At 67.5% G+C, this 20,739-nt stretch carries 20 protein-coding genes; 8 read left to right on the forward strand and 12 right to left on the reverse strand.

The window, feature by feature from the left end:
• Positions 1 to 26 precede the first annotated feature (26 nt).
• Positions 27 to 950 (forward strand): LLM class F420-dependent oxidoreductase, encoded by a 924-nt coding sequence (locus QJS31_RS28155; protein ID WP_282782466.1) that lies wholly within the window; start codon positions 27 to 29, stop codon positions 948 to 950.
• Positions 951 to 959: 9 nt separating this feature from the next.
• On the opposite strand, the gene QJS31_RS28160 is transcribed toward QJS31_RS28155, so the two are convergent.
• The 4 genes from QJS31_RS28160 to QJS31_RS28175 form a co-directional block, all read right to left on the reverse strand.
• Positions 960 to 1,469, reverse strand: a complete 510-nt coding sequence (locus QJS31_RS28160; RefSeq protein WP_282782456.1) for a hypothetical protein — start codon at positions 1,467 to 1,469, stop codon at positions 960 to 962.
• Positions 1,470 to 1,498: 29 nt separating this feature from the next.
• A complete protein-coding gene (locus tag QJS31_RS28165) occupies positions 1,499 to 4,183 on the reverse strand; it encodes a hypothetical protein (RefSeq protein WP_282782458.1) in 2,685 nt (894 codons plus the stop codon).
• 601 nt (positions 4,184 to 4,784) lie between these two features.
• On the reverse strand, positions 4,785 to 5,087 hold the full coding sequence (locus QJS31_RS28170; RefSeq protein WP_282782460.1) for a hypothetical protein: 303 nt from the start codon (positions 5,085 to 5,087) through the stop codon (positions 4,785 to 4,787).
• The gene (locus QJS31_RS28175) at positions 5,084 to 5,260 is read right to left on the reverse strand and encodes a hypothetical protein (protein ID WP_282782462.1); all 177 of its coding nucleotides are present in this window, start codon (positions 5,258 to 5,260) and stop codon (positions 5,084 to 5,086) included. Before QJS31_RS28175 ends, QJS31_RS28170 begins: the two co-directional genes overlap by 4 nt.
• Before the next feature lie 432 nt (positions 5,261 to 5,692).
• Between QJS31_RS28175 and QJS31_RS28180 the strand changes: the two genes are divergently transcribed.
• The gene (locus QJS31_RS28180; protein WP_306358135.1) at positions 5,693 to 6,571 is read left to right on the forward strand and encodes a Bax inhibitor-1/YccA family protein; all 879 of its coding nucleotides are present in this window, start codon (positions 5,693 to 5,695) and stop codon (positions 6,569 to 6,571) included.
• A gap of 197 nt (positions 6,572 to 6,768) precedes the next feature.
• On the forward strand, positions 6,769 to 7,104 hold the full coding sequence (locus QJS31_RS28185; protein WP_282786489.1) for a DUF1330 domain-containing protein: 336 nt from the start codon (positions 6,769 to 6,771) through the stop codon (positions 7,102 to 7,104).
• On the opposite strand, the gene QJS31_RS28190 is transcribed toward QJS31_RS28185, so the two are convergent.
• The 3 genes from QJS31_RS28190 to QJS31_RS28200 all read right to left on the reverse strand — a co-directional run bounded on the left by QJS31_RS28190 (position 7,090) and on the right by QJS31_RS28200 (position 10,745).
• Positions 7,090 to 8,718, reverse strand: coding sequence for an FAD-binding protein (locus QJS31_RS28190; protein WP_282786487.1), 1,629 nt, complete (start codon positions 8,716 to 8,718; stop codon positions 7,090 to 7,092). The genes QJS31_RS28185 and QJS31_RS28190 overlap by 15 nt on opposite strands.
• A 204-nt stretch (positions 8,719 to 8,922) precedes the next feature.
• Complete coding sequence (locus QJS31_RS28195; protein ID WP_306358136.1) at positions 8,923 to 10,143, reverse strand: acetyl-CoA C-acetyltransferase; 1,221 nt, start codon at positions 10,141 to 10,143, stop codon at positions 8,923 to 8,925.
• 107 nt (positions 10,144 to 10,250) lie between these two features.
• Positions 10,251 to 10,745, reverse strand: a complete 495-nt coding sequence (locus QJS31_RS28200) for a hypothetical protein (RefSeq protein WP_306358137.1) — start codon at positions 10,743 to 10,745, stop codon at positions 10,251 to 10,253.
• Between the two features lie 83 nt (positions 10,746 to 10,828).
• On the opposite strand from QJS31_RS28200, the gene QJS31_RS28205 reads away from it, so the two are divergent.
• The 4 genes from QJS31_RS28205 to QJS31_RS28220 all read left to right on the forward strand — a co-directional run bounded on the left by QJS31_RS28205 (position 10,829) and on the right by QJS31_RS28220 (position 16,312).
• A complete protein-coding gene (locus QJS31_RS28205; RefSeq protein WP_282786203.1) occupies positions 10,829 to 12,223 on the forward strand; it encodes a cystathionine beta-synthase in 1,395 nt (464 codons plus the stop codon).
• A 278-nt stretch (positions 12,224 to 12,501) separates the two neighbouring features.
• Positions 12,502 to 13,647: an AbrB family transcriptional regulator gene (locus tag QJS31_RS28210; RefSeq protein WP_282786079.1), complete on the forward strand. Its 1,146-nt coding sequence runs from the start codon at positions 12,502 to 12,504 to the stop codon at positions 13,645 to 13,647.
• Positions 13,648 to 14,449: 802 nt separating this feature from the next.
• Entirely contained in the window at positions 14,450 to 15,073 is a 624-nt protein-coding gene (locus QJS31_RS28215) for a transglycosylase SLT domain-containing protein (RefSeq protein WP_039817050.1), read from the forward strand.
• Between the two features lie 144 nt (positions 15,074 to 15,217).
• Positions 15,218 to 16,312: a hypothetical protein gene (locus QJS31_RS28220; RefSeq protein WP_282786080.1), complete on the forward strand. Its 1,095-nt coding sequence runs from the start codon at positions 15,218 to 15,220 to the stop codon at positions 16,310 to 16,312.
• Positions 16,313 to 16,754: 442 nt separating this feature from the next.
• Here QJS31_RS28220 and QJS31_RS28225 read toward each other — a convergent pair whose 3' ends face one another.
• The 5 genes from QJS31_RS28225 to QJS31_RS28245 form a co-directional block, all read right to left on the reverse strand.
• On the reverse strand, positions 16,755 to 17,096 hold the full coding sequence (locus QJS31_RS28225; RefSeq protein ID WP_282786020.1) for a DUF6401 family natural product biosynthesis protein: 342 nt from the start codon (positions 17,094 to 17,096) through the stop codon (positions 16,755 to 16,757).
• Positions 17,097 to 17,231: 135 nt separating this feature from the next.
• Positions 17,232 to 18,407, reverse strand: coding sequence for an acyl-CoA dehydrogenase family protein (locus QJS31_RS28230; protein WP_306358138.1), 1,176 nt, complete (start codon positions 18,405 to 18,407; stop codon positions 17,232 to 17,234).
• A 44-nt stretch (positions 18,408 to 18,451) separates the two neighbouring features.
• Complete coding sequence (locus QJS31_RS28235; RefSeq protein ID WP_306358139.1) at positions 18,452 to 18,721, reverse strand: type II toxin-antitoxin system RelE/ParE family toxin; 270 nt, start codon at positions 18,719 to 18,721, stop codon at positions 18,452 to 18,454.
• The gene (locus QJS31_RS28240; RefSeq protein ID WP_280354738.1) at positions 18,718 to 18,972 is read right to left on the reverse strand and encodes a type II toxin-antitoxin system Phd/YefM family antitoxin; all 255 of its coding nucleotides are present in this window, start codon (positions 18,970 to 18,972) and stop codon (positions 18,718 to 18,720) included. The genes QJS31_RS28235 and QJS31_RS28240 overlap by 4 nt, the downstream gene beginning before the upstream one ends.
• A gap of 53 nt (positions 18,973 to 19,025) precedes the next feature.
• A complete protein-coding gene (locus QJS31_RS28245) occupies positions 19,026 to 19,439 on the reverse strand; it encodes an ankyrin repeat domain-containing protein (protein ID WP_039817048.1) in 414 nt (137 codons plus the stop codon).
• Positions 19,440 to 19,564: 125 nt separating this feature from the next.
• Here QJS31_RS28245 and QJS31_RS28250 point away from each other — a divergent pair, with 125 nt between their 5' ends.
• Positions 19,565 to 20,710 (forward strand): cystathionine gamma-synthase, encoded by a 1,146-nt coding sequence (locus QJS31_RS28250; RefSeq protein ID WP_143979451.1) that lies wholly within the window; start codon positions 19,565 to 19,567, stop codon positions 20,708 to 20,710.
• The last annotated feature ends 29 nt before the right edge of the window (positions 20,711 to 20,739 follow it).

Genomic DNA, 20,739 nt, shown 5'->3' on the forward strand with positions numbered 1-20,739 from the left:
GGAGCACAATGGACCGCATGGCCCGAATCGATCTTCGAATCTTCACCGAACCGCAGCAGGGCGCGTCCTACGACACCCTCCTCACCGTGGCCAAGGCCACCGAGGACCTGGGCTACGACGCCTTCTTCCGCTCCGACCACTACCTGAAGATGGGCGACGCCGACGGCCTGCCCGGCCCCACCGACGCCTGGACCACCCTCGCCGGACTGGCCCGCGAAACCTCCCGCATCCGGCTCGGCACCCTCATGACCTCGGCCACCTTCCGCCACCCGGGCGTGCTCGCCATCCAGGTCGCCCAGGTGGACGCCATGTCCAATGGTCGCGTCGAATTCGGTTTCGGCGCAGGCTGGTTCGCCGAGGAACACACCGCCTACGGCATCCCGTTCCCGGCCGACAAGTTCCCGCGCTTCGAGGAGCAGCTCGCCGTGCTCACCGGCCTGTGGGGCACCCCGGCGGGGGAGACGTTCAACTTCACCGGCGAGCACTACACCCTGGTGGACTCGCCCGCCCTCCCCAAGCCGGTCCAGCCCAAGATCCCCGTCATCATCGGCGGCCACGGAGCCAAGCGCACCCCGCGCCTCACCGCCCGCTACGCCGACGAATTCAACATGCCCTTCTCCTCGATCGACGACACCGCCGCCCAGTTCGAGCGCGTCCGCGCCGCCGCCAAGGACGCCGGCCGCGACCCGGCCGAGCTGGTCTACTCCAACGCCCTCATCGCCTGCGTCGGCCGCGACGACGCCGAGGTGTCCCGCCGTGCCGCCGCCATCGGCCGCGAGGTGGACGAACTGAAGACCAACGGCCTGGCGGGCAGCCCGGACGAGGTGGTCGACAAGCTCGGCCGATACGCCGACGAGGCGGGCACCAGCCGGGTGTACCTCCAGATCTTGGATCTGGAGGACCTGGACCATCTGGAGCTGATCGCGGACAAGGTCATGAGCCAGCTGTAGTCGGCTTGCTCACGGTTGGTTGGTGGTGTCCGGCTCCGCCGATGGCAGGCGCCACCACCAATGGCTCGACGGAATCCCTTCAGGTATTAACCGGCTTGGCAGTGGCGCTATATCAGGGGCCCGGTCTCGCAGCCATTCATCCATTTCTTCCACAGTCTCGCGATCCTCGGAATCGAATACCTCGGCGGATGGCGGATAGTCATCTATCAGTAGCTGAATGGCAGATCGGCGTACGCACGGCTCGTGCCAACCGTCGACACGGGCGCGGATCGCATAGTCCATGGACATGTAGAGGTAGGAGAAAAGACTTCTACTACTTCTACTCATCAGGGATGCTACCTGAGACCGGAAGCGGTTGAAGTCATCAGGTGAAGACAACTCGTTGCGCACGATACCTGCGTTTACGCCGATCAACATAGACATCGCGTTGGCAAATAACGAGGTCCGTAACGAGTCTTCTTCCGATCCTGACTCATCGATCGCCAGTGCCTTTTGAAAGTCTCTCAAAGCGACTGCCATGCACTGCTTTGCGTCTGGGTAGGATGTGATCACTGAGGGGACACCGCCTTGGGGCTCCCATATGTTGCTATACGGGCTACGCCGCTGGAGTCAACGATCACGATTGTTTCTGTCACGATAGATTTGCCATCCTCTGAGATCTCCCTGTGGAATACAAGCTTAGAACTGCCATCCGCCTTCTCCTCGTAGGAAACTAGTTTACCTTCGCGTACCGTCCGTGCGGCGCTCTCCTGGTACGCTCTGATTACTGATTTGCCAGCTTGCTCTGTTGTTGGTACTTCATCGATGTGCTTCGGGGCATGATAGGCCGCAGCCACTGCATCTCCGAATCCGAGCTTCTCCGATCGTTGCACGGCATTCGCGAGGGCGGTGCCCTTGAGGTTTTGATCGATGGTAATTGGACCCCGTCCGGCGGCTAGGACGGTCTCAACATCGCGGGCTAGATCAGCCGCAACCGCTGAATCGTCGAACTCTCTAGCTACGACTGCATATTTCGACTGGTTCGGATGCAGGCTTGGATTAAAACTTTTGATAGCTTCGCTAAACTTCGTCTTGTAGTATTCATACGCATTGGCGAAGCGCCACGGATTTCCTCTGCCGCCATGATTCAACGCGAATTCGTAGGCTCGGCGATCCATGCCAGGAGACTTCTTGCTGAACGGATTATTTACGACAACATTAGCAACTCGATCACGTCCCGCGTGGTCTGTTGGTAATGGCCCGTAGATATCATCGGGATTTACCCCAGCCCGCTGTAGTCGACTATCGGCGTTGGCGAGTAGCCTGGCTCGGGCAGTCGCCTCATCGCGTGCATTCTGCGCCGCGTCCTGTGCTTCGCGTGCACTGGGACCGCCTTCCACCCGAGTCTCGGATTCTAGTTCGACGGCGCGGTTGCCGGTCGCAGGGTTGTCGGCAGGTCCGGGTTGACCGTTCTGAGGACTGGTTGTGCGGCCCTCGGTTTCGGAGCCGCGGGGTCCGCCATTCGATCCTGTCCGGGGCACACTGTTATCGGTGTTCGATCCCTGTTGGAGTTGTGGCCGCTGGGGCCGGCCGAAGGGGGAGCGACTGCTGAGGCGGGCGAGTCGTCCAGCTCCGCCTGAGGCGATTCCGTCGACGAGTAGCTGAAGTCCGATATTGAGGGCGAGTTGGGAGAAGGTGGGTGCGTTGTTGACTTGGTGGAATCCGTTGTCGTCTTGGACGATGAGGTCGCCGTTGGGGGTACGGAAGTATGCTTTGGCGGGGCCGCCATTCGGGGCATGTATTCGAGTAAGGGGCTCGATCACCTCTCTTTCGTCGGGCGTGAGCCAGAACGCCCAGAATCGGTAGCCGTTACTCCGTACGGGTTCGTCGGCGTCGGCGTCCCGGACCGAGACGCCGTCGGTGCCGGTGGCGCGGTAGTTGCCATCGGCGTCGAAGGGGACGAGCTTGCCGTCTGCTATGCCGATCTGGTTGCCGTTGCTGTCCCACAGAGTGCCGTCGGGTCGAATGTGGTACGTGGCGGGATTGCCCCACTTGTCGACAGCGGTGTGGTCGATGACGCGGGTGATTCCGTCGACGTCGGTGCTTTTATCCAGCAGCGGTGTGCGGTCGCTGAGCCGCTGGATGTTCACGTAGGTGAACGGTTTTCCAGTGGCCGGGTCGATGGTGGTGATCGTGTCGACTCGCCGATCGTTGGTCCAATCCTCATGCCGGTTGAACTCAATGCCTGCCGCGTCGGTCCATGAGTACTCGCTACTGAGGTCGAAGCCGGTGCGTGTGGCGTTGGTGCTGGTCGTGAACACGCGGCTCGGCAGGGCGGTTGGATCCACGTTCGGTTTGAACTGAGTGGTGAGCACCCACGGTCGGTCCGCTCCATCGCTGCCGCCGTGGTGTTCTTCCAGTCCGAGGTCCCCGCCGGGGAACCGCAGATCGCGTAGCTCCGTGTCGGCGGTCGTTTCGACGTTCACCGTAACGCCGGTGGTGTCGTATGTATCCTCGCGAGGCGTCGCCTCTCCAGGCTCGGTGATAGTAGTGTGCGTCCACGGCCGGTCGCCGCCGTCACTGCCACCACCCTGGGTAACGTCGATGATCACGCCGTTGGTCTGCACGAACCGCCAATACCGTTGGCCTAATTCGTCGATGCGCAGTGATGCCTGGGTGCCATTGTTCTCGACCCAGTACACGGCAGGGCCGCCACGCTGCGGGGCCTCGAGCCCTTCGGGCAGGATCAGCTCGACCCGGTCGGCGTCCAGTTCAGCTGGCGTCGGCGCGGGGCTGGGCGTCGGTACGTGCGTGACTCCAGGATCAGGGTTCGGTTGAGGGGCTTCGGCGGGACTGGCCGGCTCTGGTTCAGGGCGGAGGTGGGCACCCGGGTTGGGGACGGTGCCCGGCTGTGGCCGTACGAATCCGTCCTCGTCGAGTTCGGAGAAGGCTTCGGGATCGGAGATCTGTGTCGCCTGCGGGATCGTCGGCGCGGGTGTGGGCTGCTGGGTTGGTGCGAAAGACTGTGCTGGGCGGGGGCTTTCGGGCTGTGGGCGGGGCTGGTTGGTGAATGCGGCGGCGATCAGGTCTTCCCCGGCGAGGATGCGGTGCAGGATGCGGGCCGCTTCGGCTTCGTTTTTCACGGTGAAGTTGTGAATCCGGTGTGTGACCGGCCCGGCTTCGCCTGCTGGGGTGTGGTCGGCGGGAGCGCCGGGTGTCCAGTTCAGCCATGTCGGGGTGGTGGGGGCGTGCATTATGACCTCCTCCCGGCAGTCGCAGCGACGCGGTGTGCGGTAGACGTTGACGTGGGGTGCGGAGGGTTGTGTCGGTGATCGGGGCGGGTGGGTGCAGATCGTTTGTTGTCGGGCATGGGAATTGACGGGCTTTCCGGGTGTGGGCATGAAAAATCCCAAGCCGGGTGCCTGGCTTGGGATGAAGGGGTGGGGTTGATCAGCGCGCGGTGCGGCGGATCGGAGCCCGCTCGCCGTAGGGCGACGCGGGCAGTGCGGTATGGGCGGCGCGGTCCTGCTAGCGAGAGGCCGCGTTGAATGTGTTCAGCCCCTTAGAGTTTCGACTCCGAGGGGCTGTGATCGGTCGCGACGGCTGTTCGCCGGGCGTCGCACGCGGTGCACACAACCTACGGAGAGGAGGCGGGTGTGATGCGCTGCGGAGGGCGCCGATGATGGTGGCGGGGAAGAAGACTCGGTACCGTCGGCGTTGCGGAGACGTAGTTGTGCCGCCAGCAAAAGTGTTACTTAAGCGATCGCCGGTGTCAAGATCGCAGGGTAATTTCCCCAGAAGTAGCACGTCACAGGGTTATTGCCGGCCCGATCGCGGTTGTCCGGGTGGTCGAGTTCACGGCGTGTGTGGATTGCGGCGGGTCGCCTCCGCCAAGCGGGTGAACACTGTACCTGGGTCCAACCCCATCTCGGTGAGTTCCCGGATAGGGATCGCGGACGGGTCGCACAGCATGTGCAGCAGCAGATGTTCCGCGCCCATGCGCGTGGCTCCCTCGGCGGCGGCCAGCCTCAGCCCGTGGTGCAGCAGTTCCCACAGCCGGTGGCCGCACTCGACGGCACCCGCGACACGGTCGCTCTCCATCTCGTAGTAGCGGCGTACGCGGGCGAGGCGGTCCTGTTCCCATTCCTCGTCGGTCATGCGCGGTTCCGGTTGGAGTCCGGGACGAGCTTGCCCGCGTCCACCAGCGCCCAGTAGGCGGCGGCCTTGGTGGCGCAGATGTCGGGGTGGCAGTCGATATGGACTTGCATGGCGAGGTTGGGGCGGCTGCGTCCCCACTCGTGGTTGTCGTGGCGCAGGTAGTCCAGGCTCACGACGGCCACCCCCGCGACGGCAGGTAGGTGCGCTGCGCTTCGGTTTCCAGGCGGGCTTGGATGTCGGCGAACGACAGACCGTGACGGTGCCGGTTGGCACGCCGGGTTGGGAAGGGCGGATGGAGCGGATGGTCCAAGACCTTCGCATCGAGTTGGAGACTTCTCGGCGGTCTGGCGAGGCAACGCCCTGTGGATAACCGTCCAGTGATGGCTGTGGCGACGATTTGGGGCATCCGACGGCAATCGCGGCTAGGGTCGTGGGCCAAGTGTGATCGGCTCTGCCGTGAGTCGGTCAACAGACCGACCACGCGGTAAAGTCCGATTTGTCTGAAACGCGGTGGGTGTCGGGAACTGACAGTCGCCGCCGGACGTTGGAGACTGTAGAACGAGGCCACGAGTGTCGTGAGCCACGACTCCAGAAAGGGACGCGCCTTGCGCACCACAAGCAACCCGGTCTTCCGGAACCTGTCGCCGCAACAGCAGCAGGGCGGCGGCTACGCCGGATTTGGTTCGGCGGCCGCTGGAGCCGGACAGTTCGCACAGCAGCAGCCGTACGGGTACGGCCAGCCTCCGGGCGGCTACCCGCCGCAGGGCTACCAGCAGATGCCGGTGCCGACCACTCGGCCGATGACCATCGACGATGTGGTCACCAAGACCGGCATCACGCTGGGCGTGGTCACCCTCGGCGCGGTCCTGTCGTACGGCCTCACCTCCTACAACCACAACCTGGCCCCGCTGTTCGTCATCGTCGGCGGCCTGGTGGGCCTGGGTCTGGTGCTGGTCGCCAGCTTCGGGCGCAAGCAGGACAACCCGGCCATCGTGCTGAGCTACGCGGCGTTCGAGGGCCTGTTCCTCGGTGCGCTGTCGTACATGTTCACCGGCGTCGAATTCGGCGGCGTGGGCGGTGCGGGCATGATCGCGCAGGCGGTGCTCGGCACCTTCGGCGTGTTCTTCGGCATGCTGGTCGTCTACAAGACCGGAGCCATCCGGGTCACCCCGCGCTTCACCCGCATGATCGTCGGCGCCATGATCGGCATCCTGGTACTGGTGCTGGGCAACTTCATCGCCGCGTTCTTCACCCCCGGCGGCTTCGGCCTGCGCGACGGTGGCCCCATCGCCATCATCTTCAGCCTGGTGGTCATCGCCATCGCCGCGTTCAGCTTCCTGCTGGACTTCGACGCCGCCGACCAGCTCATCCGCGCCAACGCCCCGGCGAAGGCGGCCTGGGGCGTCGCCCTCGGCCTGACCGTCACCCTGGTGTGGCTGTACATCGAGATCCTGCGCCTGCTGTCGTACTTCCAGAACGACTAGCGGCCCGATAGCCGAATGCGGGGCGGGCACCGGAGCACGGTGCCCGCCCCGCAGTGCGTCTGGACTCTCCCCTTACGGGAGGGCGCATGCTGGAGCGGCCGCGCGAGCGATGCCCATTACCCGGCGGGTAATCGCCTTCGCGGCCCGCACCGGGAATTATCGGGTGCGGTAACTGAAATCTCCTCCAGGAGCCCGCCATGACCGCCTACGCCGTCGCCCACATTCACGACCTGGACCTCAATGCCGACATCGTCGAGTACCTCGAGCGGATCGACGAAACCCTCGCCCCCTTCGGCGGCCGCTTTCTGGTGCACGGCGGCCGTCAGCAGGCCACGGAGGGCCCGGAGGAGGCTTTCATCGTCATCCTCGAATTCCCGGAGTACGACCGGGCCGTGCAGTGGTACAACTCCCCGGCCTACCAGGCGATCCTTCCGCTCCGCCTGAAGAACTCCGTCAGCGTGGCGGTACTCGCCGACGGCTGCCGCGCTGACCACCGCTCCACCGATCTGCTCACCGAGTTAGGTCTTCGCTGACCCGTCCGGCCGCACATCGACCGCCCGCGCGGCGTGCATGCCCGCGCGGCGGCCGGAGAAGACGCAGTCCGCGATCGACAGTCCGCTGACGTAGCCGTTCGAGCAGACGCCGACGGCGGCGCGGCCCGCGGCGAACAGCCCCGGGACGGGTGCGCCGGTGTCGGTGAGCACCGCGCCGGTGGATTCGTCGACGCGGACGCCGCCCAGGGTGAGCATCGGCGTCGGATAGGTGAGCGCCGCACGGATCGAGATGTCCAGCAGTGTGAACGGCCCCCGCTGGATCGGGCGGCGGATATCGGCAGGCTTGCCCATCGGATCGGGGCGGTCGGCGGCGATGGCGGCATTGTGCGCGTCCACGGTGCGCCGCAGCCCAGTCGGGTCGATACCGGCCCGCGCGGCGATCTCCTCGAGCGAACCGCCGGTGATCCGGCCGAACCGCAGCAGTCGTTCGGCCTGCATGCGCTGGAACCACACCGACTGCGTGGCGAGCTGCCCGCGGGCCTCGGCGAGCAGGTCGGCGTCGAGCACCAGCCACGCCCGCTGGCCGGGCCGGGTGACGATGGCACCGCCGAGCGCCGCGCCGTAGCGGGACTCGTCGATCATGCGTTCACCGTTGACGTCCACCGCGAGCGCGCTGAAGAAGGCGCTGGACGGCGCGATGAACCGCCAGGTCGAGATGGTGCCCATCTTGTCGGTGGCGGCACCGAGTTCCTGCGCCATGCGGATGCCGCTGCCGTCGTCGGCCGCCGTGCCCAGTGGCAGACCGGAGGCCCAGGGATACTCGGGTGCGTGCCGTCGTACCATCTCGCCGTCGGCGATGAAACCACCGGTGGCCATGATGACGGCGGAATCGGCGCGCAGCCGCGTCACGGTGCCGTAGCGCTGTTCGATGCGGTCGAGACGGCGCTGCACCATGCGTCGCAAACCCGGGTGGTACACACCGGGTTTCGCCGAGATCCGCGCCAGCGCCGCGAACTGCCGCCGCACCGCGCGGGGTGCGTGCGCGAGCGTCACGGCCTCCACACCGACGACGCGCCCGTCCTCCTCGACGAATCGCGTTGCCCTGGTGGCGGTTCGCACGTCCACGCCATGTGCCGCGGCCGACGCGGCCAGCGGCGCGAACACCTTCTTGCCCGAGACGCCCGGCCCGTGGGCGCGATGCCCGCGCTGCGCCGGAGCGGCCAATTCCCGGAAACCACCGGCGATTTCGCTGCCCGAGTAGTACAGGTAGTGGTTGTCGGTCGGATACGAGGTCTTGTACGGGCACAGTGACGCCTCGAAGGGCACACCGTGCTCGGTCAGCCAGTCGATCATCGCCGGTGACTCCTCGCAGAACCGGCGCAGCGTCGCCTCGCCCACCGCGTCGCCGACCTCGGCACGCAGGTACGCGTACATGGCATCGACGTCATCGACGACCCCGGCCGCCCGCTGCACCCACGTCCCGCCCCCGGCGTAGATGATGCCCCCGGACAGCGCGGTCGCACCCCCACCAGCGAACCGATCGATCGCCAACACCCCCGCCCCGGCCTCCCGCGCCGCGAGCGCCGCCGCGACCCCCGCCCCGCCGTACCCGACGACCAGCACGTCCGCCGCCTCGTCCCAGGTCCGCACCATTGCTGTCACCCTCCCACGCCGGTCCCCCGGCCGCTCGGAACACGTGGGGCAGACTATAACGCGTTCTAGTTTGGGGTGCGTTTCGGGCGCGAGAGCCGAGACTACGGCGGATACTCGTCCTCTCCCCGGAACGGCGGAAGGCCCGCCCGACGGTCAGTCGGGCGGGCCTTCCGGCTTTGCGGAGACGGTTCGATCGGGTGCGGCTCAGCTGAGGCGTTCGATGATCATCGCCATGCCCTGGCCGCCGCCAACGCACATGGTCTCCAGGCCGAACTGCTTGTCCTGGGTCTGGAGGTTGTTGATCAGGGTGGCGGTGATGCGGGCGCCGGTCATGCCGAAGGGGTGGCCGAGGGCGATGGCGCCGCCGGAGATGTTCAGCTTGTCCAGGTCCATGTTCAGTTCGCGGGCCGAACCGAGCACCTGCACCGCGAACGCCTCGTTGATCTCGTACAGATCGAGGTCGTCGATGGTCATGTTGGCGGTCTTCAGGGTCTTGCGCACCGCCTCGATCGGGCCGAGGCCCATGATCTCGGGCGACAGGCCCGAGACGCCGGTCGCCACGATGCGGGCCAGCGGGGTCAGGCCGAGCTCGCGGGCCTTGGTGTCGCTCATGACCACCAGCGCCGCCGCACCGTCGTTGAGCGGACAGGCGTTACCGGCGGTAATGGTGCCGTCGGGGCGGAAGACCGGCTTCAGCTGCGAGATCTTCTCGTAGGTGGTGCCGGGGCGGGGGCCGTCGTCGGTCGAGACCACGGTGCCGTCGGGCAGCGTCACCGGGGTGATCTCACGCTCGAAGAAACCGGACTTGATGGCCTCCTCGGCCCGGTTCTGCGACCGCACACCCCAGTGGTCCTGCTCCTCGCGGGAGATGCCGGTGAACTGGGCGACGTTCTCGGCGGTCTGGCCCATGGCGATGTAGACGTCGGGCAGGATGTCGTTCTCGCGCGGGTCGGTCCACACCTGCGCCCCGCCCTCGGCGCGCTTGGCGGTACGCGCCTCGGCGTCGGCGAACAGCGGGTTGTGGGTGTCGGGCCAGCCGTCGGCGGTGCCCTTCGGGAAGCGCGACACCGTCTCCACACCGGCGGAGATGAACACATCGCCCTCACCGGCCTTGATGGCGTGGAAGGCCATCCGGGTGGTCTGCAGCGAGGACGAGCAGTAGCGGTTGAGGGTGACGCCGGGCAGGGTGTCGTAACCCAGCTGCACGGCGACCGAGCGGGCCATATTGAAGCCGCCCTCACCGGCGGGCTGACCGCAGCCCAGGATCAGATCGTCGATATCGGTCGGCGCGAGGGCGGGCACCTTGTCCAGGGCCGCGCGCACCATCTGCGCCGTGAGGTCGTCGGGGCGCATGCTCACCAGCGAACCCTTGCCTGCGCGGCCGATAGGTGAACGGGCGAACGAAACGATGACGGCCTCTGGCATGAGGACTCCTTACTCGCAGGGGTGGAACCGCATTCGAATCTACGACGGCCGTGTGAGCGGGGAAACATCCGGTATGCCGGTATCCCGTTCAGTGACGGTGGGATTTCTCACTGCTCGTCGGGCTCGGCGGGCGGCGGGGGCGGTGCGGGAACGACGAAACTGCCGTGCTGCGGCACATTCGGCATGTCCGTGAAGATCGTCACGTCGACCCGTCCCGGCCCGGTGTCCTGGAACTGCGCGTACTGGATGCTGCCGTAGATCCCCGCCACCACGGTGACCCGGTACTCGCCCGCCGCGCCGGTGTCCACATTCCGCCAGGCGACCGTGGTGACCGTCTCGCACAGCGGTGCGGCCGAATACGTGCCCGGCCCCAGCCCGCCGATCGGCAGCGCCTGCACATTGATGATCGCCCGGCCCGGATACTCCGGCCCGGTCTCCGCCCAGCTGCGGATCGCGCCTCCGCAGTATCCGTTCCGCATCAGGCTCGGCACCTGCGGGAATTCGACGGCCGCCGCGGCCGCGGGCGTGGCCGCGAACACCGTTGCGGCACAGGCGAGACTTCCGAACACCGCGGCACTGCGAACGCTCGTCGGCGACGTCATAGCTGCCCAGGGTAGTGTGGCGCGCCCCGCCATCGGCCGATGTGCGCGCAGGCCCCGATCTCCTTTCTGCAACGATGGGGGGCATGCGCATTGCTGACCATGTCGTCGATCTGATCGGAAACACCCCGCTGGTCCGGCTGAACTCCGTGGTGGGTCCGAACTCGGGACTGGTGGCCGCGAAGGTCGAGTACCTCAATCCCGGCGGCAGTTCCAAGGACCGCATCGCCGTCAAGATGATCGACGCCGCCGAGCAGGCCGGGCTGCTACGGCCGGGCGGCACGATCGTCGAACCCACCTCCGGCAATACCGGCGTGGGTCTGGCGCTGGTCGCGCAGCAGCGCGGCTACAAGTGCGTGTTCGTCTGCCCGGACAAGGTGAGCGAGGACAAGCGCAACGTCCTGCGTGCCTACGGCGCCGAGGTCGTGGTGTGCCCGACCGCCGTCGCGCCCGAGGACCCGCAGAGCTACTACAACGTCTCCGACCGCCTGGTGCGCGAGATCCCGGGCGCGTGGAAGCCGGACCAGTACTCCAACCCGGGCGGTCCGGACTCGCACTACGAGACCACCGGCCCGGAGATCTGGCGCGACACCGAGGGCAAGGTCACCCACTTCGTGGCGGGCGTCGGCACCGGCGGCACCATCACCGGCACCGGTCGGTACCTCAAGGAGGTCTCCGGCGGCACGGTGAAGATCATCGGCGCGGATCCGGAGGGTTCGGTGTACTCCGGCGGCACCGGCCGCCCCTACCTGGTCGAGGGGGTGGGCGAGGACTTCTGGCCCAGCGCCTACGACCCGGCCGTCCCGGACGAGATCATCGCCGTCTCCGACGCCGACTCCTTCGATATGACCCGTCGCCTGGCCCGCGAGGAGGGGCTGCTGGTCGGCGGCTCCTGCGGTATGGCCGTGGTGGCGGCGCTGCGGGTGGCCGAGCGCGATCCGGACGCGGTGGTCGTGGTGCTGCTGCCCGACGGCGGCCGCGGCTACCTGTCGAAGATCTTCAACGACGACTGGATGAGCTCGTACGGCTTCCTGCGCTCGCGCCTGGACGGTTCCACCGCCACCGAACCGCTCGTCGGCGACGTGCTGCGCGGCAAGTCCGGCGCGCTGCCCGATCTGGTGCACACCCACCCGCAGGAGACGCTGCGCGACGCCATCGAGATCCTGCGCGAATACGGTGTCTCGCAGATGCCGGTGGTCGGCGCGGAGCCGCCCGTCATGGCGGGGGAGGTCGCGGGCAGCGTGTCCGAACGCGATCTGCTGTCCGCGGTGTTCGAGGGTCGTGCCCACCTCACCGATTCGGTCAAGCAGCATATGAGCCCCGCGTTCCCGCTGATCGGTTCGGGTGAACCGGTGTCCGCCGCCACCAAGGCGCTGGAGGAGACCGACGCCCTCATGGTGGTCGAGGACGGCAAGCCGGTCGGGGTGATCACCCGCCACGATCTGCTCGGCTTCCTGAGCACGGGAGCCCTCGGGCACTGAGCCCGCGGCACGGTCGCCGAAGCCCGTCCGACCGGGAGGTCGGGCGGGCTTCTTCGTGTCGCAAGGGAATAGCTGTGCGGCGAAACGAATCTCGTCGCCACAATGCCCGCGCACAATGAAGCGATCGAGCTAAATGATCGAAATCCCGAGGTGGAGGTCACATTTCGGGATATCGGCCGGGGTCGTGATCGGGGTGCGACTCGAATCACCGTGGCGTGTCACAGGCGATAACTACCGTGTTACTGCTTGTTCATACTCGGCGAGAACGATCAGCACGCATGAGCCGGTGGCAGGTGGTTTCGTGGGCGGCCCTTCTGGGCACGGTGCTCGGTCTCGCCGAGCTGCTGGAACGCGTCCGGTTCCCCGCGCCGCAGATGATCGTGGCGATCGTCATCGGAGCCGGGTTGGCGTTGCTGGGTCGGCTGCCCGCGCCGCTGCCCCGGGAGGTGTCGCTCGGCGTGCAGGCCATGCTGGGTGTGCTCATGGGCAGCTATCTCGAAGTCTCGCTGCTGGTTTCGATCGGATGGGATCTGCTGCCGGTGCTGGCGGTGACCGCCGCGACGGTGCTGGTGAGCATTCTCATCGCGCTGGTGTTCGCGCGAATTGCCAAGGTGGAGTTGCCGACTGCGACGCTGGGACTGCTGGCGGGCGGGTCGGCGGCGGTGGTGTCGGTGGCCGACGAGTTGGAGGCCGACCCGCGGCGGGTGGCGTTCATGCAGTATCTGCGGGTCGCCCTGGTGGCGTTGACCGCGCCCGCGCTGGCGGCGTTCCTGGACGACGGCGAGCGCGGCAGCTACGGGGCGGCGGTGCTGGGCGGCGCGGTCACCGATCCCGATCTGCCGTCCTGGATGATCGTCGGCCGCGGCGATCAGGTCGCCGGGCTGTCCATAGCGATCATGTTGTGCCTCATCGGTCTTCGGCTCGGACGTTGGCTGCGGCTGCCGAGCCCGGCGCTCATCGGCCCCATGCTCGTCACCGCCGTGCTCACCGCGCTCGGCATCAGCCACGGCTACGCGCCCACCAACCTGTTGAAGGAGTTGCTGTTCGTCCTCATCGGCTTCGAGGTCGGCACCCGCTTCACCCGCGCCGTGGTGGTCGAGATGGCGCGCATGATCCCCGGCATGACGGCCGCCATCGTGGCGCTGTCCGGACTGGTCGCGGCGTTGGCGTTCGGATTGGCGTGGGTGGTCGACCTGGAGCTGTCCGACCTCTACCTGGCCACCACTCCGGGCGGCATCAACGCCGTCCTGGCCACCGGAGAGGGGATGGACGCGAACATGCCCCTCATCACCAGCGTGCAGAGCGTGCGCCTGCTGCTCATGGTGCTGCTGCTCCCGCTGATCATGCGCGTGCTGCGCCGCCGCGCCGATCCGGAACCCGAGCGGGCGGTGGTGCTGCCCGAGCCGGTCCGGATGGCCGCGTGAACCTGGACCGTGGCCCACGCCTGGCCGTCGCGCGCGACCCGGCGATTCCGCGCTGCTTGCGGCCCGCTTGCCGGTGAGACCGTGCCGGGCACCGGTGTGGCGTGCTCGCGCATACGGTGAGTTACCGCGGGTTCGCGGGGTGAACCGCGGCTGTCGGCCCTTGCCATCGGCCCGGTAGCGGCGCGGTGCGCCCCGGCCCTGCGGCTCGGCGTAGGCGACTACGACCGGCTCGGAATCGAGACGTTGCCCCCGCGCGACCGTGGCCCGGCGTCGTCCGAACCGTTAGCCAAACGATCGCGACACGCCGAGAATCCGGCGATTCGGGCTCATGTCCAGCGCGATGCGATAACTTTCTAAGTGAGCTGCATCACTTTCAGTTTGGAACAGGATGACCAGGTCAGGGCTGGAATTCGAGCAGGTGAGCGAGACTTACACTCGCGTGGTTCACCTGTAGTTCAACTGTGGTTCAGGCAGTGTTCATGTAGCGCAATCAGGCTGTGACCTTGTCAGAAACAGACCACAAGTCTGATCGACGCGAGGAGTTCCAACGCCTATGCGGAAAACGAATATGACGCCGGCGCCGGGAGGCGCCACGGCCGCAGCGGCCGCCCGCGTCCCGCACTGAACGCCTCGCGCACGCTGCACAGGAATTGATTCCTCTTCGCCCGCAACGGGTTTGAACGCAGCTCCCACAACAGACCGATAGCGCGTCCGACGAGCGCCGCCCCGGCGCTCGCCCGGTGTGGCGCGCTGTCTTCCAGGCCAAGCGACGGCCGAGACCGAATAGGAATCCAACTTCGCCATGCCCACCAACACCCTGACCGCTCTGCGCTGCCCGCATAAACGTAGCAAGGTGGTTGCCGCCGCCCGCACCGCGAGTGCCGCCGTGCTCGCCGTGGGCGTCTTCGGCGCCATCGCCACCGCGGGCGGCAACGCCAGCTCCTCCGAGATCCAGAAGGTCTCGCTCGCCGAGACCCTCGCGGCCACCGCGGAGCCCGCCGCTCCGGCCGAAAAGGCCGCCGAAGCGCCCGCTCCCGCGCCGATGCCCGCCCCCGAACTTCCGGCCCCGGCTCCCGAGCCCGCGCCGGCCCCCGCCCCGGTGTACGAGAACAATCTCGACGGCTGGATCCGCGAAGCGCTGGACATCATGCGCGCGCACGGCATCCCGGGCAGCTACGAGGGCATCTACCGCAACATCATCCGGGAGTCGAGCGGCAATCCGCAGGCCATCAACCTGTACGACTCCAATGCGGCCATGGGCATCCCGTCCAAGGGCCTGCTGCAGGTGATCGACCCCACCTTCGCCGCCTACCACGTCCCCGGCACCCCGTACGACGTGTGGGATCCGGTCGCGAACATCGTGGCGGCCTGCAACTACGCCGCCGCCCGCTACGGATCGATGGACAACGTCTTCGGCGCGTACTGACAACTCGCCGTCGCGGCCCTCGAACACCCTATTTGGCAACTTTTTCGCAAACTGCCATTTAGGGTGTTCGTTCAGGGGTATAACCCCCCTTGGAGCGAAGTTCTGGCAACCCGGCTGGAACAGATAGCGAAGGGATGGGGTTTGATGAACTCCTCGAGTCTGGCTATCGATATCCAGGGTGGGCTTTCCGACGCCTGGAGTTCCGTCGCCACGTTCGTGCCCAAACTCGCCGGCTTCCTGGTCATCCTGGTCGTCGGCTGGCTGGTGGCCAAGGTGGTCGCCAAGCTGGTGTCACGAATACTGCACCGGATCGGTTTCGACCGGATGGTGGAGCGCGGCGGCATCAATCGGATGCTCGAGAACAGCAGCTACGACGCGGTCGATATCCTCGCCAAACTGGCGTACTACGCGATCCTGCTGATCACGCTGCAACTCGGCTTCGGCGCCTTCGGGCCGAACCCGGTCAGCGATATGCTCAACGGCATCGTGGCCTGGCTGCCGCGGGCCTTCGTCGCCATCGTCATCGTGTGCATCGCCGGCGCGATCGCGAGCGCGGTCAAGGATCTGGTCTCCAATATGCTCAGCGGGCTCGAATACGGGCGCATGCTGGGCCGGGTCGCGGCCGTCTTCATCTGGGGCATCGGCATCATCGCCGCCCTGAACCAGATCGGGGTCGGCACCTCGGTGACCATGCCGATTCTCATCACCGTGCTCGCCACCATCGGCGGCGTGCTGGTGGTCGGCTTCGGCGGCGGTCTGGTGCGGCCCATGCAGCAGCGCTGGGATCGCTGGCTGAACACCATCGAGGGCGAGATGCCCGAACTCAAGGGACACGCGCAGGCGTACCAGCGCGGCCGGGAGGACGCCGCCCGGCAGCGGGAGGCCGCGCGGCAGCGGTCCACGTCCGGGCAGCAGATGCCGCCCGGTAAGTGGGCAGACCAGCCGGTCGGTGCGTCGGGCTACGGCGCGCAGCCGGGATACGGTGGTGCGCAACCGAGTTCGGGCGGATCCGAACAGCGCGGCTACGGCGGGCAGTCCGGCCAGGGCGGCGGGCAGTCCGGATACGGCGGCGGTCAGCTGGGGTCCGGCGGTGAGCGGATGGATTACAGCGGCGGACAGTACGGCGGCGGTGATGTGTCCGGCTGGCACCGCCAGGATCCGCCGATGGGCGGCCGGGGGCGCTACTCCGGCCCGGCCGGTGGCGATACCGGCTGGGACGATCCTTCCGTCGACCGCTGAGGACACTGCCCGCAGCGGCTTCGTACGGGCGGCTCGCACAGCTCGAAATACACGGTCCGAAAGCATCGGCCGCGCACCTTCCGTGCGCGGCCGATGCGCTGCCGGGAAGGAATCGAGCGATCCGGAGGAGTGGTCGGGCCGTGCGCAAATGCCCGGCAGCCGACCGTTGGGACAAGTCGGCGCGGTGGCGTGGACGCTGCCAGCACACGGCGCGGGCGGCGGTGGAGAGGCATCGCGGGGGCGGTGGCGGCGGTGGAGAGGCATCGCGGGGGCGGTGGCGGCCGTGGAGAGGCAGACTCCCACGTCGTCGGCGACGAGTGTCGTGGTCGCTGGATCGGTTGCCGCGGCAGCGGGCGGCGGCCCGCCGGGCGGGTGCGGGACCAGGGCGAACGATTCGGCCGGGCGGGCGTTCTCCGATACCGGAGAGTGGGCGGCGGTGGTCTCAGGCGCTGTGCGCGAGCTGACACACGCCCGCGAGCCGCAGGTGCAGCCAGTCGGCCGCGATCCAGTCGTGCGGCGTGGCGGGGGCTCCGCTCAGTTCGCGGAAATTGTCCAGCAGACCGCGCGCATAGCCCGCGAGCAGGACGCTCACCGGCACATTGCCGGAATTCTCCACACCCAGGTCGATGATGTCGCGGACGGCGGCGGCGTGCTGGTCGACCAGCGCCGAGACCGCCGGGTAGGCGGAAGCGGCCAGGGTCGCCGGAGCTCCGTGCGTCCGGTGCAGGCTTTTCAGAGTCTTGCGCGCCGACACTTCGAGCAACGCGGAGCCGAGCAAAAACACCCGCTCATGCTAGCAATCGGCGGGCATTCGCCACTGTGAGTTTCCGCGCACCGACCGATTCCGCACGAAGGTGCCGGAGGCGCGTTTCGACGACGGTCCTGGCGATGGGCGGCTGTGTCGGGGTGTCCGGTCGCGTCAGCGGAAGGCTTTGGACCCCGTGAGCGCCTCGCCGAGCACCAGTTGATGCACCTCCGCCGTGCCCTCGTAGGTGAGCACCGACTCCAGGTTGTTGGCGTGCCGCAGCACCGGATACTCCAGGGTGATGCCGTTCGCGCCGAGGATGGTGCGGCATTCGCGGGCGATGGCGATGGCTACCCGGGTGCTGTTGAGCTTGCCCGCACTGATCTGCTCGGGGCGGATCTCGTGGCGGTCCTTGAGTCGGCCCAGGTGCAGGGCGAGCAGTTGGCCGGTGCCGAGCTCGACGGCCATATCCGCCAGCTTGGCCTGGGTGAGCTGGTAGGCGGCCAGGGGTTTGTCGAAGACCTCCCGGGTGCGCGCGTAATCGATTGCGGCGGAGAGGCAGTCGCGGGCCGCGCCGAGTGCGCCGAAGACGATGCCGAACCGGGCCTCGCTCAGGCAGCCGAGCGGTCCGGCCAGGCCGCGCGCCTCCGGCAGCAGTGCGTCGGCGGGCAGACGGACGCCGTCCAGGGACAGTTCCGCGGTGATCGAGGCACGCAGCGACAGCTTGCGATGCATCTCGCGGGCGCTGAAACCCGGTGTGTCCGTGGGGACTACGAACCCGCGGACGACCTGTCGCTCACCCTCCTGCGTCTGCGCCCAGACGATCGCCACGTCGGCCACCGAGCCATTGGTGATCCACATCTTGGCGCCGTCGAGAATCCAGTCGTCCCCATCGCGCCGGGCCCGGGTCCGCATACCGCCCGGGTTGGACCCGAAATCCGGCTCGGTCAATCCGAAGCAGCCGATGAGCTGACCGGACGCCATCCCCGGCAGCCACCGCTGCTTCTGCTCCTCCGACCCGTACTTGTGGATGGCGGTCATGGCCAGCGACCCCTGCACCGAAACCATGCTCCGCACACCGGAATCCACGGCCTCCAGCTCCATGCAGGCCAGTCCGTACGCCGTCGCGGAGGTACCCGCGCACCCGTACCCGTCCAGGTGCATGCCGAGCAGCCCCAGCTTCCCGAGCTCGGGCGCGATCTCCCGAACCGGGAAGGTGCCCGCCTCGAACCAGTCCGCCACATTCGGCCGCAGCCGCTCCGCCGCGAAGGCCCGCACGGTATCCCGAATGTCGGTCTCCTCGGCGGACAGCAGGGACTCGATCGCGAACAGCTCGTCTACGGTGACCATTGCGCCAGCCTATGAGGGTGAGCCCGGTGCCACAACGCCCCCGATCACAACCCTCGATAGATGTCGCGTCGCCAGCCACCCGCGACCACGAGAATCACGAGGATGCCGTTGTCGACCCGGTAGATAACGCGAAAACGGCCTACCCGCAGGCGGTACAGTTCGTCCGCTCCGGTCAGCTTTCGGACGTCCAGCTCGGGTGCATACGGGTCCTCGCCCAGCGCTGTGATCGCCAGCAGAATGCGGCGTGCATCGGCAAGAGCGATGGCGCGCAATTCGCGGCGGGCGGCCGGATCCCATTCGAAGCGGTACTTCACGTCCTTTCCCCGAACAGGTCCGCGATCACCTCGGCCATCGAGACGGTCGGCTCGTTCGCGGCCAGCCGATCGCGAGCGATGCGGGCGAGCATCTCGTCCTCGGCGGCATCGAACGCTTCCACCATCTCCAGCGGAACCAGCGCCGCGGCGGGAGCGCCGTCCCGGAGGATGATCACTTCCTCCCCGCCCTGCGCCTCGGTGACATAACGGGCGAGGTTGGCGCGTAGCTCACGAATGCTGATCTCGGACATACCTGAAGTGTACACGTGATGTGTACACGGCGGGTTGCGGTGTCGAACGGTGATCAGGCGCGTGGGCCGAAGAGTTCGAGGAGGTGGGTTTGGCCGAACATCTCGGCCGCTTCGCGGGCGGTGGGGGCGCCGGCGTCGGGGCTGGCTCCGGCGGCGAGGAGGTCGCGGATGAGGTCGGCGTCGCCCTTGAAGACCGCGCCCGCGAGCGGGGTCTGGCCGGCGTCGTTGGTCTTGTCGGGGTCGGCGCCGCGGTCCAGCAGGACCTTCGTGGCGTCGCGGTGGCCGTGGTAGGCGGCGAGCATGAGCAGGCCGTCGCCGCGGGCGTTGGTGAGGTCGAGGGGGACGCCCGCGTCCAGGTAGGCGGCGAGGGTGGCGGCATCGCCCTGGCGGGCCAGGTCGAAGATCTTGGTGGCCAGCTCGATGACGTCGGCGTCGGGCTGCGGGGTGTCGGCGTTCGCATCGCTCATGAGCCCAGTACTACCACCACCGGCCGATCGCGGCGGCGGATCGTCACCGAGACGAACCGCGGCCGCCGCGCGGCGTGCACCCACCGCGAATTCGGGGCGATCGGCACGCGCAATAGACTCGGCTCATGAGCGATCAGCTGGGTTTCTCCACACGGGCCGTGCACGCCGGGTTCGACCCCGACCCTCAGACCGGTGCGGTGAACGTGCCCATCTACGCGAGTTCCACCTTCGCCCAGGACGGAGTGGGCGGAATGCGCGGCGGCTACGAGTACGCGCGCACCGGCAACCCGACCCGGACGGCTCTCGAAGCCAATCTGGCGGCGCTGGAGTCCGGCAGCTACGGGCGGGCGTTCGCCTCCGGCATGGCCGCCACCGACTGCGCGCTGCGCGCCACCCTGCGGCCCGGCGATCACCTGGTGATCCCGAACGACGCCTACGGCGGCACGTTCCGGCTGATCGACAAGGTGTTCACCGAATGGGGCATCGAGTACTCGGTCGCCGCGGTGAGCGACGCCGACGAGGTGGCGCGGGCCATGCGCCCCAACACCAAACTGGTGTGGATCGAGACCCCGACCAATCCGCTGCTGAACATCGGCGATATCGCAGCCATCGCGGAGGTCGCGCATCGGGGCGGCGCGAAGCTGGTGGTGGACAACACCTTCGCCTCGCCCTATCTGCAGCAGCCGCTGCTGCTGGGCGCGGATATCGTGATCCACTCGACCACCAAATACCTGGGCGGGCACTCCGATGTGGTCGGCGGTGCGCTCATCACCGACGACCAGGAGCTGGACGCCAAGTTCGCGTTCCTGCAGAACGGCGCGGGCGCGGTCCCCGGCCCCACCGACGCCTTCCTGACGTTGCGCGGCATCAAGACGCTGGCCCTGCGCATGGACCGGCATTGCGACAATGCCGAGACGCTGGCCGAATTCCTCGCCAACCATCCGAAGATCGCCCAGGTCATCTACCCGGGGCTGCCGGAGCACCCGGGGCACACCGTGGCGCAGAAGCAGATGCGGCGCTTCGGCGGCATGATCTCGGTGCGCCTGCACGGGGGCAAGGACGCGGCGCTCGACTTCTGCGCCCGCACCAAGATCTTCACCCTGGCCGAATCGCTGGGCGGCGTGGAATCGCTCATCGAACATCCCGGCGCGATGACGCACGCGTCGACGGCGGGCTCGGCCCTCGAGGTTCCGGCGGACCTGGTCCGGCTGTCGGTGGGCATCGAGGATGTGAGCGACCTGCTCTCCGATATCGAGCAGGCGCTGGCCTGACCGGAGGCCCCATGTACACGAAACGGCCG

This window comes from Nocardia sp. CC213A (assembly GCF_030766805.1).
Classification (GTDB): Bacteria; Actinomycetota; Actinomycetes; order Mycobacteriales; family Mycobacteriaceae; genus Nocardia; species Nocardia otitidiscaviarum.

Excerpts from the sequence above, each read along its gene's own strand:
- QJS31_RS28160 (WP_282782456.1), bottom strand. The coding sequence starts at position 1,469 with ATGGCAGTCGCTTTGAGAGACTTTCAAAAGGCACTGGCGATCGATGAG.
- QJS31_RS28165 (WP_282782458.1), bottom strand. The coding sequence starts at position 4,183 with ATGCACGCCCCCACCACCCCGACATGGCTGAACTGGACACCCGGCGCT.
- QJS31_RS28170 (WP_282782460.1), bottom strand. The coding sequence starts at position 5,087 with ATGACCGACGAGGAATGGGAACAGGACCGCCTCGCCCGCGTACGCCGC.
- QJS31_RS28185 (WP_282786489.1), top strand. The coding sequence starts at position 6,769 with ATGACCGCCTACGCCGTCGCCCACATTCACGACCTGGACCTCAATGCC.
- QJS31_RS28190 (WP_282786487.1), bottom strand. The coding sequence starts at position 8,718 with ATGGTGCGGACCTGGGACGAGGCGGCGGACGTGCTGGTCGTCGGGTAC.
- QJS31_RS28195 (WP_306358136.1), bottom strand. The coding sequence starts at position 10,143 with ATGCCAGAGGCCGTCATCGTTTCGTTCGCCCGTTCACCTATCGGCCGC.
- QJS31_RS28200 (WP_306358137.1), bottom strand. The coding sequence starts at position 10,745 with ATGACGTCGCCGACGAGCGTTCGCAGTGCCGCGGTGTTCGGAAGTCTC.
- QJS31_RS28205 (WP_282786203.1), top strand. The coding sequence starts at position 10,829 with ATGCGCATTGCTGACCATGTCGTCGATCTGATCGGAAACACCCCGCTG.
- QJS31_RS28210 (WP_282786079.1), top strand. The coding sequence starts at position 12,502 with ATGAGCCGGTGGCAGGTGGTTTCGTGGGCGGCCCTTCTGGGCACGGTG.
- QJS31_RS28215 (WP_039817050.1), top strand. The coding sequence starts at position 14,450 with ATGCCCACCAACACCCTGACCGCTCTGCGCTGCCCGCATAAACGTAGC.
- QJS31_RS28220 (WP_282786080.1), top strand. The coding sequence starts at position 15,218 with ATGAACTCCTCGAGTCTGGCTATCGATATCCAGGGTGGGCTTTCCGAC.
- QJS31_RS28230 (WP_306358138.1), bottom strand. The coding sequence starts at position 18,407 with ATGGTCACCGTAGACGAGCTGTTCGCGATCGAGTCCCTGCTGTCCGCC.
- QJS31_RS28240 (WP_280354738.1), bottom strand. The coding sequence starts at position 18,972 with ATGTCCGAGATCAGCATTCGTGAGCTACGCGCCAACCTCGCCCGTTAT.
- QJS31_RS28245 (WP_039817048.1), bottom strand. The coding sequence starts at position 19,439 with ATGAGCGATGCGAACGCCGACACCCCGCAGCCCGACGCCGACGTCATC.
- QJS31_RS28250 (WP_143979451.1), top strand. The coding sequence starts at position 19,565 with ATGAGCGATCAGCTGGGTTTCTCCACACGGGCCGTGCACGCCGGGTTC.